Raw genomic sequence first — 16,163 nt, forward strand, 5'->3', positions numbered from 1 at the left:
ACATATAAGCCAGTTTTCGAAAACCCTCGCTCACATGATGTGAGCGAGCGTTGGCCGGAAACCCCACATATGTGAGCGAGCGTCCGTAGGAAACCCCATTTATGTGAGCGAGCGTCCTTCCCCACAACCCTCGCTCACATATAGGCCGTTTTTCGAAAACCCTCGCTCACATGATGTGAGCTTCTAGGCTTCTTTGGGGCGGCGGTCGTTCTCGACCTTTACCGCGGGGTTTTCATCGACCAGCCGGTCCTCGATCGAGGCGTCCTCAATCTCCAACGCCGAGCGGATGGGCTTGGCCCGCCCGGAGAAACGTTCGCGCATGGCGGCAGTCGCGGCGTCGCGCTGCTTCTGGAAAAACAAGTAGCTGATCGCGAACGCGATGAGGCCCGCGAAAATCGCCGCCAGGAACAACCCTGTCTGCAGGAGGGCAAAGAGGACGAAGAGCGGTACGAAGATCGCCAGGCGGATCAGGGAGTATTTGAGGAAAGCCACGGATCAAGTTTAGCCTCACAGCCTGATTGCACCCTGATCGCGCAGCTATCACCGGACCCGACGGCGACTAGACTTGACGGTATGCTCCGCGTTGTTGCAGTTGTCGCCGTCCTGCTCGTGTACGTCTATGGGCTGGTGGACGTCATTCGCACCGACCGCCGCGCCACCCGGGGAATTTCCAAACCCGCTTGGCTCCTTGTCGTGATTTTCCTGCCGATCCTCGGAGCCGCTCTTTGGTTCATTTTGGGCCGCCCCTACAACATCCGGCCCACCCCGCAGCCTGCGAGCCACCCCACCGCTCCCGACGACGACCCCGACTTTCTCCGCAACCTGGAGGTCCGCCGTCGCAACCAGGCCGAAGCCGAACGGCTGAAAAAGCTCAAAGCCGAACTCGAAGCCAAGGAACGCAAGCTCAAGGGCGAATCCAAAGCCGACGACAGCGGCGACGTCAACAGCTGACACCTCGCCCATTGAACCTACGGCAGGAGAGGCCGCCCTTCCTGACCTCTTTTGAAACGCGAACGACGGCGACACGCCCGCAAGTGCGGAGTGTCGCCGTCGTCGTTAATTCAAAAAGGGTCAGGACGGTAAGGCACCCGTCCTGGGCAGTCCTACTGCGACAGCCCCGAGTAGGAGTGCAGGCCGTTGAAGAACACGTTGACCACGGTGAAGTTGAAGATCACGCACAGGTAGCCTGCAATCGACAACCAGGCTGCGCGGGTTCCCGTCCAGCCGCGGGTGGCGCGCGCGTGCAGGTAGCCGGCGTAGACCACCCAAATCACGAAGGTCCAGACTTCCTTGGTGTCCCAGCCCCAGAAGCGGCCCCAGGCTTTCTCTGCCCAGATGGCGCCGAACATGAGGGTGAAGGTCCAGCCCACAAACCCCACGGTGTTGATGCGGTAGGACAGGTTTTCCAGGCTCAACGCGTTCGGTACGAGCCGCATGAAGCCCAGTTTGTCCACGCCGCCGGCCGCCAGGGTCTTCTGCCGGTGCGATTGCAGCAACTGCAGGGCTGACATGGCGAACGTCAAAGTGAACAGGGACGCGGACATCACGGCGATGGAGACGTGGATGACCAGCCAATAGCTTTGCAGTGCCGGAACCAAGTGGCCTACCGGGGTCCAGTACGTCACGGACGCGGCCACCATCATGATCACGGCGAGGCCCAGCACAAAGGTGCCCAGGAAGCGCAGGTCACGGCGGATGAGCGAGAGCAGGAAGACCGCAACCACCAGGAAAGCGCCGGTGGTCAGGAACTCGTACATGTTGCCCCACGGCACGCGGCCTGCGCCGATCGCGCGGGTGATGACTCCGGCACCATGGATTGCCACGCCGATGATCGCGACCGCCACCGCCACGCGAGCGGGAATGCGGCGCTCGGCGGCGTACTTCATGTCACCGCCGGCGGTCTGGTTGACGGAGGTGATGGCCGACGTCGGGCGCTCGGTACGGCCGGCCGGTCCGCCGACGTCGTTTCCACCGGCACGCCCGGCGGCGACCGGAACCTTGACCTCGGCTGCCACGGAAGAGGCCGCCTTCAGGTCCACTGCCTTCAGCATCTTGCTGCTCTTGGCGAGGTCCCACGCGAAAGCGATGAACGCCACCGTGTAGGTGCCGGCCGCGAGCAGCATGAAAAGCTCGCTGTACTGGCCCATGGTTTCGTTGATGGGGAGCATTACTGGTCCTTCGAGGTTGAGGAAGAAACGGTGTCGGTGGACTGATCTGTGTGGAGCAGCCATTCACGTTGCAGCAGTTCGCGGATCGCGGCAGCTTCGCCGGCCAGCCTGTGGTCCTCGCCGCGGGCAAGGAGACCGTACTCCACCATTGTGCGCCCGTCGTCATGGGTTCCGGTGCGGACCCAGACGCGACGGCGGTTCAGGTAGAGGGAGAGAATCAGTCCGGCGACCGCCAGCAAGGCGAACACGAGCGCGGTGGCCTGGCCCGGATTGTGGTGGATGTCGACGCCGACGTACTTCTTGACGCCGTCGAAAGTGATGCTGCCCTTGCCGTTAGGAAGCGTGTAGGTGCCTCCCGGGGCGAGCGCGATGGCCTTCTCCGCCATGCCGCGGCCATTGAGCGGGGTCAGCTTGGCTACATCGAGCTCGAAGACGTTCTGCGGGGCGCCCTTGTTCAGGCCGAGGTCGCCGTAGTACGAGTTGAGGTTCAACTGCGGGTTGAAGAGTTCGGGATCGCCGCTGTAGGCGACACCCTTGTCCGTCACCATGGCCGTCGGCAGGAAGAATCCCGCGAAGCCGAGCTGATCGGGCTTGGCATCGGGAACCTTGATGACCACCGAGGAGTAGTAGTTGTCACCCTGCAGCTTGGCCACGACAGGCCCCTGCATCGCGACGTTGCCGGCGCCGTCCCGGACCGTGACCACGGGAGCGTAGCCGTTGCCCGTCAGGTAAATGCTCGTATCGCCAAGGGACACGGGATCGTTGACCTTGAGGACCTGCTTCTTGGCGGGCGCGTCCGGGGTGTCCTTGGTGGTGACGTCCGCCGTGAAGTCGATGGGCTGGCCGAAGTGTGCCGACGATTCACGGTCGAACTTGACGTCGAACTTGTTCAGCTGGATGGAGTACGGCTGCAGCCAGCTGCTCTGGAAGTTGGTGCCGGGGCTGAATTGGTCGTAGCCCACCAAGGTGTTCACGAACGTGTCGCCTTCCACCAGGATGCGCTGGCCGCTGTAGCCGAACAGGCCGCCGACCGCCACCGAAACCAGCACTCCGATCAGCGAAGCGTGGAACACGAGGTTTCCCACTTCCTTGAGGAAGCCGCGCTCGGCACCCAAGGACGGCATGGCGGCGTCGACGTCGCGCACCTCCACGCGGTAGCCGCGCTTCTTCAGGACCGCAGCGGCGTCCGAGATAGCCTTCGACGCCGGGATCCCGGCGTCGGCGGGCAGCACAAGCGTCCCGTACTCCGGGAGGCGGGAGAGACGCTTCGGGGTCCGCGGCGGCTGGGAGCGCATTGCCTTGTAGTGGGCGATGGCCCGTGGCGTGACACAGCCGATCAGGGAGATGAACAGCAAGATGTAGATCGCCGAGAACCAGGCAGAGGAGTACACGTCGTAGAGCTGCACGGAGTCCAGGAGCTTGCCGTAGTCCGGGTGGTCGCTGATGTACTGCGTCACGATCGAAGGGTTGGCCGGGCGCTGCGGGAACAGCGAGCCAGGAACTGCCGCGACTGCCAGGAGCAGCAGCAGGAACAGCGCCGTACGCATGCTGGTCAGCTGGGTCCAGGCCCAGCGCAGCATGCCTACGATCCCCAGGACCGGCAGTGCCGCCTCGGCCTTGGCCTTGTCGATCGCCTTGCCGGCGGCCTTGCCAGCGGCGTTGTCAGAGGCGTTGCCAGCGGCGTTGTCAGCTTCCGCGGATTCGCTGGCGGACTTGTTGGACTTCGTTTTACCTTGCACGGGCTCGCTCATCAGATCGGCAACTTCACATCGGTTTGGAACCAGTACTGCAGCCCGGTAACCCAGGCGCCCCACACTCCCGTGGCCATCAGGATTCCCAAGAGGATCAGGATGCCCCCGCCCATCCGCTGGATCGCGAGGCGATGCTTGCGGAAGAAGGACATGACACCCATCCCCCGGCGGACTGCGAGGGCTATCAAAAGGAAGGGAATGCCAAGGCCAAGACTATAGACAAACGCCAGGAGCGCCCCCTTCGCCGCGGACGATCCCCCGGAAAGGCTCAGCAGCTGAACTGCGGAATAGGTGGGGCCAATACAGGGGGCCCAGCCGAGTCCGAACGTGATGCCCAACAAAGGAGCACCCCACAGACCGGCTGGCGGCTTGGCATGGATTTTGGCGTCACGCTGCAACCACCCGAAGCCGCCTAGGAACACAACGCCCATGATGATCACCAGCACGCCCAGCAATTGCGTGATCCACGCGTTCTGCGGGCCGGTGATGAGGGTCCCCAATTGGCCGAACGCGCCACCGAGCAGGACGAAAATCGCGGAGAATCCGAGGACGAACAGGCCGATTCCCGCGAGCATGCGTCCGCGCTTTTGCTTCTGGAGGTCGACGCCGCTCAGCCCGGTCACGTAGCCAAGGTAGCCAGGCACCAGCGGCAGGACGCATGGCGACAGGAAGGACACGAGTCCGGCCAGCAGGGCCACGGGGATGGCCAGCAGCAAGGAACCACTCAGGATGGTCTCGGCGAAAGGGCTGTTCACGCTGTCCGGGCCACCTACTCGGCAACCGCGGTGGTGATGAGGGCCTTGAGGGTGCTCTTCTCGATCTCGCCCAGGACGCGGGCGGCAACCTTGCCTTCTTTGTCCAGGACGAGCGTGGTGGGCACCGCACCCGGGGGCACAATGCCGGAGACAGACAGGAGCACTGCGCCGTCTTTGTCATTGAAGCTGGGGTACGTGAGCTTGAACGTCTGGTCGAAGGCGTCGGCCGTAGCCTTCTCGTCCCGGAGGTTCACACCGTAGAACTGGACACCTTTGCTCTTGAACTCCTGGTGCAGTTCCTCAAGAATCGGCGCTTCAACCCGGCACGGCGCGCACGCGGCGAACCAGAAGTTGAGGACGGTCACCTTGCCGACCAGGTCCTGCGGAGTCACGGCAGTTCCGTCGAACAACGTGCCCTTGATCCCGACGGCGGCCTTACGGTCGGCTTTGGCGAATTCCGTCACCGAGCCGTCCCCGGCGACGTAGTTCTTGTTGTCGCCGGCTTTGGCTTGCTGGGCCAGGGCGTCTTCCTGGGCACAGGCGGACAAGCCCATGGTCAATGCAGAGAGTGCCACACCACCGACAGCGAGGAAGCTGCGGCGTGAGGTCAAGGCTGCGTTGATTTTCTGGCCGCTGGTCTTGCGGCTGGTGGTATCGCGGTCCATGGTCATGCTCCGGGCGTCTTCGCGGCACCGGGCAGCAGCACGGCGGCGGGTTCGCTGTACTCCACCCGCGCAACCTTGCCGCCGTCGAACACCAGGGAAGTCAGCGACGTCAGCGTGCACTCGCGTTTGCGCGGATCGTGCCACAGGGGCCGGCCCTCCGCGCTGAGGCGCGTGGCGTAGATGGGAAGCTGGTGGCTGACGAGGATGGCTTCGGCGCCATCGCCGCCGAGTTCGATTGCCTTCAGCCGGGCGTCCTCGACGGCGGCACGCATCCGGGCGACCTGGTCCTGGTACGACTCGCCCCAGGACGGACGCAAGGGGTTGCGGTACTCACGCCAATGCTTGGGCTTGATGAATTCGGAGAGGTGGGCCTTGAGCCCTTCGAAGTGGTTCTCCGCCTCGATGATCCGCGGTTCCGTGTGGATCTGGAGGTCCAACGCCTGGGAAGTGGGAAGGGCGGTTTCCTGCGCGCGGGTCAACGGCGAGGCGACAAGGTAGACGATGTTCGCCCCCTGCGCGACGCGGGCAGCGAAGTGGTCCGCAAGCATCTTGGCCATCTCGCGGCCGCGTTCGGAGAGGTGAAATTCGGGCAGTCTGCCGTACAGAATGCCGTCGGGATTGTAGACCTCGCCATGGCGGAGCAGATGGACAGTTGCTTGGGGCATGTTTACCAGTTTCTCAAAGAAGGCGGGCGATCTGAAATCTTCTACGTTTCGTAGAACTGAAAGTTTCTTCAGAATGTTCCCTGAAGGTGGAATAAAAGATGCATTTGCATGTTTATACTTGACACAAGGTTCGGTTGACACTTCAACTAAGTACGGCCGAACGACCGATGAAGCTACGATCACACCTTCCCAAGGAGAACCCCATGACTCTTCCCGCAAACGTCACCACCGGCGTCTGGACCCTCGACAACTCGCACAGCGAGATCGGCTTCACCGTCCGCCACGCAGGCATCAGCAAGGTCCGCGGCCAGTTCACCGAGGCAGAAGCCACCCTTGAACTCGGCGGCAGCCTGGCCGACTCCAAGGTCGCCGCAAGCATCCAGACCGCCAGCTTCGACTCCGGCGACGCCAACCGCGACGGCCACGTCAAGGGCGAGGACTTCTTCGATGTGGAGAAGTTCCCGGAAATCACTTTCGTCTCACGCCACGTCAAGGCCAACGGCGACAGCTTCGACCTCGTGGGCGATCTGACCATCAAGGGCGTCTCCAAAGAGGTCACCATCGAAACCGAGTTCAACGGCGTAGCCGTTGACCCGTTCGGCAACACCCGCGCAGGCGTTTCCGGTGAGACCACCATCAGCCGCAAGGACTTCGGCCTCACCTGGAACGCAGTGCTCGAGGCCGGTGGCGTCCTGGTCAGCGACAAGGTTGTCATTAACCTCGAACTGGCCTTCATCGCACCTGCCGCCTAATCCACCAGGTTCCCAATCCCCCGGGCTAACGGACTGAAAGGCGCCTTCGGGGCTGCACACGATCGCGTGCGCAGCCCAGGAGGCGCCATTTTTTGCTCGCGGTGTCACCCGCCTATCGTTCGGGTAAAAGCCGATACTTAGCGGCGAATTAGCCAAGAATTTCCTATGAATCCTTAAACCTCAGGTCTAAAGTGATGCCATGAGTAACCCAAACGAAGCTCCTCAGCCTCAGCAGCCCGGAGCCCAGCCACCGCAGCCCGGCAATGTCCCTCCTGCGGGTTACCAGCCTCCGCAGGGATACCAAGCACCTCCTTCTTACCAAGCGCCTCCCTCTTACCAGCAGCCCGCTCCCGGATACCAGCAGCAAGGCCAACCCGGACAGGGAGAAGGTTTCCACTTCGAGATGCCTACCGACGGTCCGAAGAACTTCAACGATGTCCTTCCCAAGGGCGGTTTTTCCGGCATGTTCAAAGTCACCGGAATGCCCATAGAGTTGAAGGTCTCCTACTGGATCTGGCTCATTGGCGGACTCCTGGCCCTCCTGGGTGGCTTGCTCGGCCTCTTCGGCTCCATTGTGCTCTTCACGCTCGCGCCGGCAATCGCCGTCGTCGTCCTCCTTCTGGTACTGATAGCGCTGGTTGTGGCGGCCGCCCAAATCGTCTTCGCGATGAAGATGAAGGAAGGCAAGGAGTGGGCCCGCCTCGCACTGACCGTCATTGCGGGAATTTCCCTGATCCTCTCGATCGTGGGCGGAGCGATGGCAAATGGACAGAGCAACAACTGGTTCAGCTTCGTCATCAGCCTCATTGCAACGGTCCTGATGTGGCTGCCCAATTCGCAGGCGTGGTTCAAGTCAGTGAAGGGCGCCGTCTAGCCAACCCGTTACAAGCCGGAATTTCATAGCTGAAGGCCGCGGCCGGTCCCGGAAGGACCCCGCGGCCTTCCCTTTGTCCATGCAGGATTCACGGGAGCTCCGCCGAAGCTTGTTCAGCGAGAATTCTTCCCGTGAATCATCACCAGCGCTGTGCCGTCGGGGTACGGTGGAATTAAGCCGAGCTGGGGGCGGGGCACGTTGCACCCGGCAGCCGTATCTGCAGTCGACACGCAAAGGAATGCCATGAGCACCCCTCCGTACCCGCCGTCCACTCCGGGCGAGAATCCCACCCCTGAGGAGCCGAAATACGGCCAGCAGACACCCCAGCAGGGTCAGCCGCCGCAATACGGCCAACAAGCTCCTCAGTTCGGGCAGCCTTCGGCTCCGCAGTACGGCCAGCAGGCGCCCCAGCAGCCGTCCGCACCCCAGTACGGGCAACAGGCTCCCCAGTACGGGCAGCCGTCCGCACCCCAGTATGGACAACAGGCTCCCCAGTACGGGCAGCAGCCGCAGTACGGGCAGCCTTCCGTCCCGCAGTACGGGCAGGAGCCGCAGTACGGGCAGCCTTCCGTCCCGCAGTACGGGCAGGGCGGCCCCGTCACTTGGCCGAGCCAGCAGCCCGCTGCGACGTCCGGAGTCCCGCAGTTGGTCAACATCTCCTTCTGGCTGATGATTGCCGCAGGGGTACTGACCTTGATCGGCATTCCCTTCACTATCGCTACGCTGAACTCGCCGGCAGGCAAGAACATGTTCAACCAGGCCCTGTCGGCGCAAGGAAGCAACGCTTCAGGCATAGACACAAGCACCTTCATCGGCATTGCGATCACGTTCCTGGTTATCTTCTCGGTGATCTTTGCCGGGCTCTACGCATTGGTTGCGTTCAATGTCCGGAAGGGGAAGAACTGGGCCCGCATCCTGGGCACGGTCTTCGCTGGAATTTCCCTGCTGGGCCTGACCCAGATCGGCATGGGCACCATCACCATCCTCTTGGGCATCGCCGCGATCGTGATGCTCTATTTGCCGGCCTCGGCGCCGTACTTCCGGAAAGCCCAGCCGTTCGCGAACCCTTACGGCCAGGCGCCGTACGGCCGCTAGGCGCTAGACGCTAAAACCAAAACAACGGGTGCAGACCCGGTCCGGCCTAAATGGCCTGGCCCGGGGTCTGTGCCCGTTGTGCGTGATACGCCAGGATCTGGAGCTCAGTGGCCATGTCCACTTTGCGCAGATTCACGTACGGAGGAACTTGCAGCAGCACCGGGGCAAAGCTGAGGATGCTGCGGATACCCGCGCTGATCACGCGGTCGCAGACGCCTTGTGCCACCGCGGCCGGGAGGGCCAGGACAACCATGTTGGTTCCGGTCCGCTGAAGGACCGTTTCAAGATTGGCGGCGTCGCTGACCCGCAGCCAGCCGACCTCATTCCCGATAATCATGGGATCGGCGTCGAGGATCGCCACCACGTCGAAACCGCGCGACTCGAAGCCGCCGTACCGTGCCAAGGCCTTGCCCAGGTTGCCGGCGCCCACAATGGCCACTTTCCAGTCGTGGGTCAGGCCGAGCGCCGCCGCGATGTGCCGGCTCAGGTATTGGACCTCGTACCCGACGCCACGCGTTCCGTAGGAGCCGACGTAGGAGAGGTCTTTGCGCAAGGTGGACGAACTGACTCCGGACGCCTCAGCCAACGCCTCGGAGGAAACCCGTTCCACGCCTTCACCGAGCAGGGAGTTCAGAGCGCGCAGGTAAAGCGTCATCCGGGCCACAGCCGCGGGCGGTATCTGCTTCGCGGCAGACTCCTTGTCCCCGGGTACAGCCTCGGCGGACGGTTCCAGCGCAGTCACGTTCTTCTCCATTGCGTCGCTTTGTTTTCCCACTCTATTGCCAACAAAGCTCTGCACGCATGTTCAGGCGGCGATGGCCTTCTTCAGGACCCGCACCAATCGTGCCTCATCGATTTTCCAGAAATCCCGCTGGATTCCGTCCACGAATACCACCGGGATCTCCTCGGCGTAGCGCTCGCGCAGTGCCGGGTCAGTGTCGATTGACTGTTCGGTCCACGTGAGCCCAAGGCTTGAGGTCACGCGTTCAACGGCGTCCCGCGCCGCGGCGCAAAGGTGGCAGTCAGCTTTGGTGAGGAGTACGACGTCGGGATTTGGCATGGTTCAACGGTATCGCTTCAGCGTCGTCACGGCAGTCGCGAACGGCAGGGGGCCGGACGATTGACTAGACTCGAGGCATGCCCGTCGAGAAGAACGCCGTTGTGGCCACCGCGCCGGCTGCAACGCAGCAACACGGCGAAGCCGCATTCTTCGACGTCGACAACACCCTCATGAAGGGTGCCAGCCTCTTCCACGTTGCCCGGAAGATGTATGAACGCAGGGCCTTCACGCTCTCCCAAGCCGCGGGCTTTGCCTGGAAGCAGTTCAAGTTCGTGCTCCGGGGCGAAAAGATGGAGGACGTCCATTCCGTCCGGGATTCCGCGCTGATCCTCGCGGCCGGCATCAAGGTGTCCGATATCAAGGAACTGGGCGAAGAGGTCTACGACGAGATGATCGAGTCGCGGATCTGGCCCGGTACCAAGGCCCTGGCGGAACAGCACCTGCGTGTTGGCCGGAAGGTCTGGCTCGTCACCGCCACGCCCATCGAAGTTGCCACCGTCATTTCCACGCGGCTCGGCCTGACCGGCGCCCTGGGTACCGTGGGTGAGGTTGAAGATGGCGCTTACACCGGCCGGTTGGTGGGCGAGATCCTCCACGGGCCAGCCAAGGCCGTGGCCGTGCAGCGCGTAGCAGACGAAGAAGGCCTGGACCTGAAGCGCTGCTGGGCGTACAGCGATTCGCATAACGATATCCCGCTGCTCACGTTGGTGGGCCACCCCGTGTGCATCAATCCCGACGCCGGGCTTCGCCGCCACGCGCGGGAGAACAACTGGCCTGTTTACGACTTCCGTTCCGGCCGCCGGGCAGCCACGCTCGGCCTCAAGGCCGCGACCGTCGGAGGCGCCGTCTACGGCTTGTGGCGGGGCTTCTCCAAATTCCGCAGCCCGAGGGCCTAACCCCGGCAACCCTCGCTCACATATACCCGCCTCCCCGGCAACCCTCGCTGACATATACCCGCCTCCCCGGTAACCCTCGCTCACATGATGTGACGACCTCATTCCGGCATGTGCCCACATACGGGAGCGAGCGTTGTCGAAACGGCCGACATACGTGAGCGAGGGTCCGGGGAAAAGCACTCATATGTGAGCGAGCGTCATCGGGGACGGACGCAAAAATGCCCGCCGCCTTGAGAGGCAACGGGCATTCACGCTGTAGGAAGTATCTCTACTTCTTATTGCGACGCTGGTGGCGGGTCTTGCGAAGCAGTTTGCGGTGCTTCTTCTTGGCCATACGCTTGCGGCGCTTCTTAATAACTGAACCCACGTAAGTTCCTTACCAAACTAGATTGAGATTCTGTCTGCTGGGTGAGGTCCTTGAACTGAGCAACAGACTTTACAACTGACAGATTCTTACAATGACGTAAAACGTTCCTTAACAGGGTACCGCTTATCGGGGGCACCCAATGACCGCTGGCCCTTGAGGGGACCAAGCGGGGCTCAGGCCGTCTCTGAGTGTCCGTCGACGACCGCGCCCTTGAGGTACTGGCTCACGGCATCTTCGGGGACCCGGAATGATCGTCCAAATCGGACGGCCGGCAATTCTCCCGAGTGGACCAGACGGTACACGGTCATTTTGGAAACCCGGAGGACTTCGGCAACTTCAGCCACTGTCATGAAACGCGCGTTCGAGAAGTTAGTCTCTGCGGACATTTCTCCATATTCCTTTGCTCTCAGCGGTTAGCGGCGAACCCCAGCATTCATTACCTGGTGTGCCGATGCTGAGCCATCAAACAACCATGTGCTAGATACTCTAGAGGCTGCTGGTACCAAAGTGAAAGTCTTTCGTCCAAGTGGAGACTAGGTTTCACTTAGTTGGAAGCAGCTATGCGACGCTTTCGGGCCGAGGCCGCCAACTGGTTCAGGACGGACACCGTGACGTCCCATTCCATGCAGGCGTCGGTGACGCTCTGGCCGTACACCAGCTCTTGTTCGCCGGCCGACTGCCGCTCCACATCCAGGTTCTGCGCCCCACCGACAAGGAAGCTCTCCAGCATGACGCCGGCGATCGGCGAAGCAACGTCATCTTCCAACTGCGCGCCGATCTCCAAGGCGACTTCGGCCTGGCGGTGGTGGCTCTTGCCACTGTTGGCATGGCTCGCGTCAACGATGAGCCGCGGGTTCAAGCCCTTTGCCGAGAGCTTCTCCGAGGCAGCGGCAACCTGGTCCGCGGCGTAGTTCGGTCCCTTGCGGCCGCCGCGCAGGATCACATGGGTGTCCGGGTTGCCCGAGGTCGCCACGAGGGCGGCGCGGCCCTCGCCGTCGATCCCCAGGAACGCCTGGGATGCCGCAGAGGCGCCGCAGGCATCGATCGCGACTTGGAGGTCGCCGTCGGTCCCGTTCTTGAAACCGATCGGCATGGACAGTCCGGAGGCGAGCTGGCGGTGGATCTGGCTCTCGGTGGTCCGCGCACCGATGGCGCCCCACGCCACGAGGTCGGCCATGTATTGCGGGCTGATGGGTTCCAGGAACTCGGTGGCCGTCGGCAGGCCCAGGGCCGTGACTTGCTGGAGGAATCCACGGGCAGCACGGAGTCCAGCCGCGATGTCGTGGCTGCCGTCCAAGTGGGGATCGTTGATGAGGCCCTTCCAGCCGACCGTGGTGCGCGGCTTCTCGAAGTAGGCCCGCATGACGATGAGCAGGTCTTCCTTGTGCTTCTCCGCCTGGCTGACCAGCCTGCGCGCGTATTCCAGGCCGGCCTTCGGATCGTGGATGGAGCACGGTCCCACGATCACCAGGAGGCGATCGTCCACGCCGTCCATGATGGCGCGGACTCCGTCGCGTCCGCGCTCGACGACGGCGGAGGCCTTAGCGTCCAGCGGCAGTTCCGCGCTGATTTCCTGCGGCGTGGGGAGCGGCTCGAAGCGGCTGACGCGCAAGTTCGACGTCGACTGCGCGCCGGGATTTTCGACGTCGGCATTTAGTGTGGTGGGCTCTGCGGCGATGCTGGTCATGAAAGGGGTCCTGTTCCGGAGAGGAGCGGACCCTACTCAGAGCCCGCCTGGAAATGGCGAAGGGCAGAGAATGATCTCTGCCCTGTTGGCTCTGAAGGAAAGTTGGATGCGTGTCAGTTAGACGCGGGCCCCTCCAGAGCCAACGAAAAATACGCATACCAACGGTTAGTCATAGCGAAACCATAGCGGCAGGCTCCGGATTCCCGCAAATCGAAATGCAACGACATCAAGGGAAACCGTTTCCTCACTCACTATAAACTTCACCTCAGAACACACGTCGCCGCAGCATTGGCACCGGGCGGCATCAGCTCCAGGAAGGAAAGCATGCCAGGCAGAAGGAACACCCGGCGGGTGGGCATCGCAGATGTGGCATCCATGGCCGGCGTTTCGCATGCCACGGTTTCCCGCGTCATGAACGGAAACACAACCGTGGACGCGGACATTGCCGCCCGCGTGCGCGCAGCCGCTTCCGAGCTGAAGTACAAGCCGAACCCGGTAGGCCGAAGCCTGGCCCTGGGGAAAACGGACACTATCGGAATCGTGGTGCCGGACCTGTCCAACCCCACTTTCCAGGCCATCCTTCGCGGGCTGAGTATTGCCGCCGCCCGCGACGGCTACCGCGTGTTGATCGCCGACTCGTCCGAAGTTTCCAGCGAAGAAGCGATCCTCGCAGGGGAAGCCCGGAGGCGATGCGACGGCGTCGTTCTTTGCGCCCCCCGCATGAGCGACGCCGACCTGGAAGAACTCGCCCCCACGCTCTATCCCCTGGTCCTCATCAACCGCACCACCGAGTCGGTGCCGACTCCCAGCCTCGTAGTGGACTACGGCCAAGGCATCCAGGAGCTTGCCGCCCACTTGGTGGAATTGGGCCACCGCAAACTGGCCTACCTGACGGGACCGGACCGCAGTGCGTCCAACGTGCAGCGCCTCCGTGGGCTCGAGAAGTTTACGGCCGAATTCCCGGATGTCGAACTGCAGTTCATTCCCGGAGGGAACACGTTCGACGCCGGATTCGAGTCGAGCGATGCCGTCGCCGCCTGCGGCGCCACCGGCATCCTTGTCTTCAACGACGTCGCGGCGATGGGCCTCTTGAGCGGACTCAGCGAGCGCGGGATCCGCGTGCCGGAGGACTTGTCCCTCACGGGTTTCGATGACATGCCGTTCGCCCGGTACACCATGCCTCCGCTGACCACTGCGGCTGTACCGATTTCCGACCTCGGGGACCTTGCGTGGCGCCGCATGCGGGAGCAGATCCAGACCAACGACGCCGCCTCCCCCACGAACTACTTCCCGCCGCGGATTGAGCTCAGGGGAAGCACCGGACCCGTCAAGGCCTAGTTTCCTCAGGGGCCTTCCCCAGCCCGGCTTCCCGGTAGTACCCCTCGATGTGCGCGGCCACGAGCGTCGCCGCCCGGCCGCCGTCGCCGTCGTTCACTGCCGCCAAAATGGCGCGGTGCTCGGACCGCAGGCGATCGGCGGTGCGATCCCAATCCGGCAGGTTCGCCGTGAGCGCCGCGGCGTACCCCTCGATCGCTTCACGGAGCGAGCCCATGATGGTGCTCACCACGGCATTTCCTGCGGCTTCCGCCAGCGCCAGGTGGAAGGCGACGTCCAGTGCGAGGAAGTCGTCGACGGCGGCACTCAGGTCCATCTCGTCCAGGAGCCTGGCTGCTTCGTTGAGTTCGGGGGCGTCGGCCTTGGCGCGCGACACCGCCCATGATTCGAGCAGGACCCGTGTTTCCACGATGTCGGCGACGGGCAAATGCTGTGTGGCCACGTGGAGGCGGAGCGCTGACCCGAGCGCCGTGGCCGGTTCCGCGATAACCACCGTCCCGGCGTCCTTGCCGGAGCCGACGCCTGCCCGCACCAAGCCCATGGCTTCCAGGATCCGGATTGCTTCGCGGACCGAGGTCCGTGAAACTTCCAACTGTTCGGCCAGCGCCCGCTCGGCGGGAAGCCGTCCACCAAGCACCAAATGCCCGTCGGACAATTGCTTTTCGATCCAACTCAGGACGAGCTCGTGCGTTCGCATGGATAAATAGTAGTTGATGTGGTTGGACCACATGGCATAGAGTGTGGTCTAACCACACAAGTCCACGGGAGACAGCATCATGACGCAGACCGTCCAGCCAAGCAACGCCCCTTCCCTTGAGGTGCCCGCGAACGTATCCTCCGCCGTCGGGCGTCCTGCTGCACTGAAGCGGCGGGTTCCCAAGTACTCAGACTTGGCGCCGCTCATGAAGTTCAAGAAGCCCGAGTTCAGCAACGCGGCGAAGCTGCGCCGTGCATCCACCATTTGGGAACTGCGGGACATGGCCAAGCGGCGCACTCCCCAGGCGCCGTTCGACTACACGGACGGTGCAGCGGAGGCGGAGATCACCCTTCGCCGGGCCCGCCAGGCTTTCCAGGACATCGAGTTCCGGCCGGGGATCCTGCGCGACGTCTCCAACATCGACCTCAGGACCGGGATCCTGGGCAAGGAATCCCGGCTTCCGTTCGGCATCGCACCCACGGGATTTACCCGCATGATGCAGTCCGAGGGTGAGTACGCGGGCTCGCAGGCAGCCGAAGCAGCGGGCATTCCATACACGCTGTCCACGATGGGCACGGCGTCCATCGAGGACGTGGCCGCTGCGGCTCCGAACGGCCGCAACTGGTTCCAGCTCTACCTCTGGACGGACCGGGACCGTTCCCTGGAATTGATCGAGCGCGCCGCCAAGGCCGGAAACGACACCCTCATGGTCACGGTGGACACTGCCGTCGCCGGCGCCCGGCTGCGGGACGTCCGCAACGGCATGACCATTCCGCCGGCGCTCACCGTAAAGACCGTCCTGGATGCCTCGTACAGGCCCGCCTGGTGGTTCAACTTCCTCACGCACGAGCCGCTAACCTTCGCCTCGCTCTCCCGCTACACCGGAACCGTGGCCGACCTCATCAACTCCATGTTCGACCCCACCCTGACCTTCGACGACCTCGACTGGCTCCGCGAAACCTGGAAGGGCAAGCTGGTAGTCAAGGGCATCCAGACGGTGGACGATGCCCGCAAGGTGGTGGACCACGGCGCGGACGGCGTCGTGATCTCCAACCACGGCGGGCGCCAACTGGACCGGGCACCGATTCCGCTGCACCTCGTTCCGGAGGTCTCCGCGGCGCTGAAGGCGGACAACAGCGACGCGGCCGTCATCCTGGACACGGGCATCATGAGCGGCGCCGACATCGTGGCGGCCCTGGCCCTCGGTGCCGACTTCACGTTGATCGGCCGCGCCTACCTCTACGGGCTCATGGCAGGCGGGCGCGCAGGCGTGGACCGCACCATCCAGATCCTGGAGAAGGACATGGCCCGCACCATGGCCCTGCTCGGAGTCACGAAGATTTCGGAACTCACCCCGGACCACGTGCGTCTGCTGCAGCACTAGGTCGGGCGGGTG

Annotated in this window: 19 protein-coding genes; 7 read left to right on the forward strand and 12 right to left on the reverse strand. The window is 63.2% G+C overall.

The features are described 5' to 3' along the window. Nucleotides 1–183 precede the first annotated feature (183 nt). Entirely contained in the window at nucleotides 184–492 is a 309-nt protein-coding gene (locus tag AC3WJU_RS18330; RefSeq protein ID WP_059389528.1) for a DUF4229 domain-containing protein, read from the reverse strand. A gap of 81 nt (nucleotides 493–573) precedes the next feature. Between AC3WJU_RS18330 and AC3WJU_RS18335 the strand changes: the two genes are divergently transcribed. Then, nucleotides 574–951 carry a PLD nuclease N-terminal domain-containing protein gene (locus tag AC3WJU_RS18335; protein WP_059389527.1) on the forward strand — a complete coding sequence of 126 codons (378 nt, stop codon included), beginning with the start codon at nucleotides 574–576 and terminating at the stop codon, nucleotides 949–951. A gap of 152 nt (nucleotides 952–1,103) precedes the next feature. On the opposite strand, the gene ccsB is transcribed toward AC3WJU_RS18335, so the two are convergent. Genes ccsB through AC3WJU_RS18360 form a run of 5 tightly spaced genes read right to left on the reverse strand, consistent with a single transcriptional unit; the run spans nucleotide 1,104 to nucleotide 6,004 of the window. Next, the gene (ccsB, locus tag AC3WJU_RS18340) at nucleotides 1,104–2,168 is read right to left on the reverse strand and encodes a c-type cytochrome biogenesis protein CcsB (RefSeq protein ID WP_332602659.1); all 1,065 of its coding nucleotides are present in this window, start codon (nucleotides 2,166–2,168) and stop codon (nucleotides 1,104–1,106) included. Continuing rightward, entirely contained in the window at nucleotides 2,168–3,919 is a 1,752-nt protein-coding gene (gene resB / locus AC3WJU_RS18345; protein ID WP_492260536.1) for a cytochrome c biogenesis protein ResB, read from the reverse strand. The genes ccsB and resB overlap by 1 nt, the downstream gene beginning before the upstream one ends. Beyond that, nucleotides 3,919–4,674: a cytochrome c biogenesis CcdA family protein gene (locus tag AC3WJU_RS18350; protein ID WP_059389523.1), complete on the reverse strand. Its 756-nt coding sequence runs from the start codon at nucleotides 4,672–4,674 to the stop codon at nucleotides 3,919–3,921. Before AC3WJU_RS18350 ends, resB begins: the two co-directional genes overlap by 1 nt. Nucleotides 4,675–4,688: 14 nt before the next feature. After that, nucleotides 4,689–5,339, reverse strand: coding sequence for a TlpA family protein disulfide reductase (locus AC3WJU_RS18355; protein ID WP_113990710.1), 651 nt, complete (start codon nucleotides 5,337–5,339; stop codon nucleotides 4,689–4,691). A gap of 2 nt (nucleotides 5,340–5,341) precedes the next feature. Beyond that, nucleotides 5,342–6,004: a histidine phosphatase family protein gene (locus AC3WJU_RS18360; RefSeq protein ID WP_332602657.1), complete on the reverse strand. Its 663-nt coding sequence runs from the start codon at nucleotides 6,002–6,004 to the stop codon at nucleotides 5,342–5,344. A gap of 203 nt (nucleotides 6,005–6,207) precedes the next feature. Here AC3WJU_RS18360 and AC3WJU_RS18365 point away from each other — a divergent pair, with 203 nt between their 5' ends. From AC3WJU_RS18365 to AC3WJU_RS18375, 3 genes are all read left to right on the forward strand, one after another. Beyond that, the gene (locus tag AC3WJU_RS18365; RefSeq protein ID WP_284990081.1) at nucleotides 6,208–6,756 is read left to right on the forward strand and encodes a YceI family protein; all 549 of its coding nucleotides are present in this window, start codon (nucleotides 6,208–6,210) and stop codon (nucleotides 6,754–6,756) included. Nucleotides 6,757–6,955: 199 nt separating this feature from the next. Then, complete coding sequence (locus AC3WJU_RS18370) at nucleotides 6,956–7,630, forward strand: hypothetical protein (RefSeq protein ID WP_492260537.1); 675 nt, start codon at nucleotides 6,956–6,958, stop codon at nucleotides 7,628–7,630. A 243-nt stretch (nucleotides 7,631–7,873) separates the two neighbouring features. After that, complete coding sequence (locus AC3WJU_RS18375) at nucleotides 7,874–8,725, forward strand: hypothetical protein (protein WP_492260538.1); 852 nt, start codon at nucleotides 7,874–7,876, stop codon at nucleotides 8,723–8,725. A gap of 46 nt (nucleotides 8,726–8,771) precedes the next feature. On the opposite strand, the gene AC3WJU_RS18380 is transcribed toward AC3WJU_RS18375, so the two are convergent. Both AC3WJU_RS18380 and AC3WJU_RS18385 read right to left on the reverse strand, forming a co-directional pair. Beyond that, complete coding sequence (locus tag AC3WJU_RS18380) at nucleotides 8,772–9,479, reverse strand: redox-sensing transcriptional repressor Rex (RefSeq protein WP_059389518.1); 708 nt, start codon at nucleotides 9,477–9,479, stop codon at nucleotides 8,772–8,774. 51 nt (nucleotides 9,480–9,530) lie between these two features. Then, entirely contained in the window at nucleotides 9,531–9,785 is a 255-nt protein-coding gene (locus tag AC3WJU_RS18385) for a glutaredoxin family protein (RefSeq protein ID WP_059389517.1), read from the reverse strand. A gap of 77 nt (nucleotides 9,786–9,862) precedes the next feature. On the opposite strand from AC3WJU_RS18385, the gene AC3WJU_RS18390 reads away from it, so the two are divergent. Beyond that, complete coding sequence (locus AC3WJU_RS18390) at nucleotides 9,863–10,681, forward strand: HAD family hydrolase (RefSeq protein WP_284990086.1); 819 nt, start codon at nucleotides 9,863–9,865, stop codon at nucleotides 10,679–10,681. Nucleotides 10,682–10,949: 268 nt separating this feature from the next. Here AC3WJU_RS18390 and AC3WJU_RS18395 read toward each other — a convergent pair whose 3' ends face one another. The 3 genes from AC3WJU_RS18395 to AC3WJU_RS18405 all read right to left on the reverse strand — a co-directional run bounded on the left by AC3WJU_RS18395 (nucleotide 10,950) and on the right by AC3WJU_RS18405 (nucleotide 12,735). Beyond that, nucleotides 10,950–11,048: a 30S ribosomal protein bS22 gene (locus tag AC3WJU_RS18395; RefSeq protein ID WP_003792170.1), complete on the reverse strand. Its 99-nt coding sequence runs from the start codon at nucleotides 11,046–11,048 to the stop codon at nucleotides 10,950–10,952. Nucleotides 11,049–11,221: 173 nt separating this feature from the next. After that, a complete protein-coding gene (locus tag AC3WJU_RS18400) occupies nucleotides 11,222–11,434 on the reverse strand; it encodes a helix-turn-helix domain-containing protein (RefSeq protein ID WP_059389516.1) in 213 nt (70 codons plus the stop codon). A gap of 158 nt (nucleotides 11,435–11,592) precedes the next feature. Continuing rightward, nucleotides 11,593–12,735 (reverse strand): 3-deoxy-7-phosphoheptulonate synthase, encoded by a 1,143-nt coding sequence (locus tag AC3WJU_RS18405; RefSeq protein ID WP_332602655.1) that lies wholly within the window; start codon nucleotides 12,733–12,735, stop codon nucleotides 11,593–11,595. Between the two features lie 324 nt (nucleotides 12,736–13,059). Between AC3WJU_RS18405 and AC3WJU_RS18410 the strand changes: the two genes are divergently transcribed. After that, nucleotides 13,060–14,073 carry a LacI family DNA-binding transcriptional regulator gene (locus AC3WJU_RS18410; RefSeq protein ID WP_284990089.1) on the forward strand — a complete coding sequence of 338 codons (1,014 nt, stop codon included), beginning with the start codon at nucleotides 13,060–13,062 and terminating at the stop codon, nucleotides 14,071–14,073. Here AC3WJU_RS18410 and AC3WJU_RS18415 read toward each other — a convergent pair. After that, nucleotides 14,063–14,767, reverse strand: coding sequence for a FadR/GntR family transcriptional regulator (locus AC3WJU_RS18415; RefSeq protein ID WP_306959206.1), 705 nt, complete (start codon nucleotides 14,765–14,767; stop codon nucleotides 14,063–14,065). The two genes, AC3WJU_RS18410 and AC3WJU_RS18415, sit on opposite strands and share 11 nt — an antisense overlap. Nucleotides 14,768–14,846: 79 nt before the next feature. On the opposite strand from AC3WJU_RS18415, the gene AC3WJU_RS18420 reads away from it, so the two are divergent. Beyond that, a complete protein-coding gene (locus AC3WJU_RS18420) occupies nucleotides 14,847–16,151 on the forward strand; it encodes an alpha-hydroxy acid oxidase (RefSeq protein WP_492260539.1) in 1,305 nt (434 codons plus the stop codon). Nucleotides 16,152–16,163 lie beyond the last annotated feature (12 nt).

Source organism: Arthrobacter sp. FW306-1B-F12A, assembly GCF_058781865.1.

Excerpts from the sequence above, each read along its gene's own strand:
- AC3WJU_RS18355 (WP_113990710.1), bottom strand. The coding sequence starts at position 5,339 with ATGGACCGCGATACCACCAGCCGCAAGACCAGCGGCCAGAAAATCAAC.
- AC3WJU_RS18415 (WP_306959206.1), bottom strand. The coding sequence starts at position 14,767 with ATGCGAACGCACGAGCTCGTCCTGAGTTGGATCGAAAAGCAATTGTCC.
- AC3WJU_RS18335 (WP_059389527.1), top strand. The coding sequence starts at position 574 with ATGCTCCGCGTTGTTGCAGTTGTCGCCGTCCTGCTCGTGTACGTCTAT.
- AC3WJU_RS18385 (WP_059389517.1), bottom strand. The coding sequence starts at position 9,785 with ATGCCAAATCCCGACGTCGTACTCCTCACCAAAGCTGACTGCCACCTT.
- AC3WJU_RS18380 (WP_059389518.1), bottom strand. The coding sequence starts at position 9,479 with ATGGAGAAGAACGTGACTGCGCTGGAACCGTCCGCCGAGGCTGTACCC.
- AC3WJU_RS18365 (WP_284990081.1), top strand. The coding sequence starts at position 6,208 with ATGACTCTTCCCGCAAACGTCACCACCGGCGTCTGGACCCTCGACAAC.
- AC3WJU_RS18360 (WP_332602657.1), bottom strand. The coding sequence starts at position 6,004 with ATGCCCCAAGCAACTGTCCATCTGCTCCGCCATGGCGAGGTCTACAAT.
- AC3WJU_RS18420 (WP_492260539.1), top strand. The coding sequence starts at position 14,847 with ATGACGCAGACCGTCCAGCCAAGCAACGCCCCTTCCCTTGAGGTGCCC.
- AC3WJU_RS18405 (WP_332602655.1), bottom strand. The coding sequence starts at position 12,735 with ATGACCAGCATCGCCGCAGAGCCCACCACACTAAATGCCGACGTCGAA.
- ccsB (WP_332602659.1), bottom strand. The coding sequence starts at position 2,168 with ATGCTCCCCATCAACGAAACCATGGGCCAGTACAGCGAGCTTTTCATG.
- AC3WJU_RS18370 (WP_492260537.1), top strand. The coding sequence starts at position 6,956 with ATGAGTAACCCAAACGAAGCTCCTCAGCCTCAGCAGCCCGGAGCCCAG.
- AC3WJU_RS18390 (WP_284990086.1), top strand. The coding sequence starts at position 9,863 with ATGCCCGTCGAGAAGAACGCCGTTGTGGCCACCGCGCCGGCTGCAACG.
- AC3WJU_RS18375 (WP_492260538.1), top strand. The coding sequence starts at position 7,874 with ATGAGCACCCCTCCGTACCCGCCGTCCACTCCGGGCGAGAATCCCACC.
- AC3WJU_RS18410 (WP_284990089.1), top strand. The coding sequence starts at position 13,060 with ATGCCAGGCAGAAGGAACACCCGGCGGGTGGGCATCGCAGATGTGGCA.
- AC3WJU_RS18400 (WP_059389516.1), bottom strand. The coding sequence starts at position 11,434 with ATGTCCGCAGAGACTAACTTCTCGAACGCGCGTTTCATGACAGTGGCT.
- resB (WP_492260536.1), bottom strand. The coding sequence starts at position 3,919 with ATGAGCGAGCCCGTGCAAGGTAAAACGAAGTCCAACAAGTCCGCCAGC.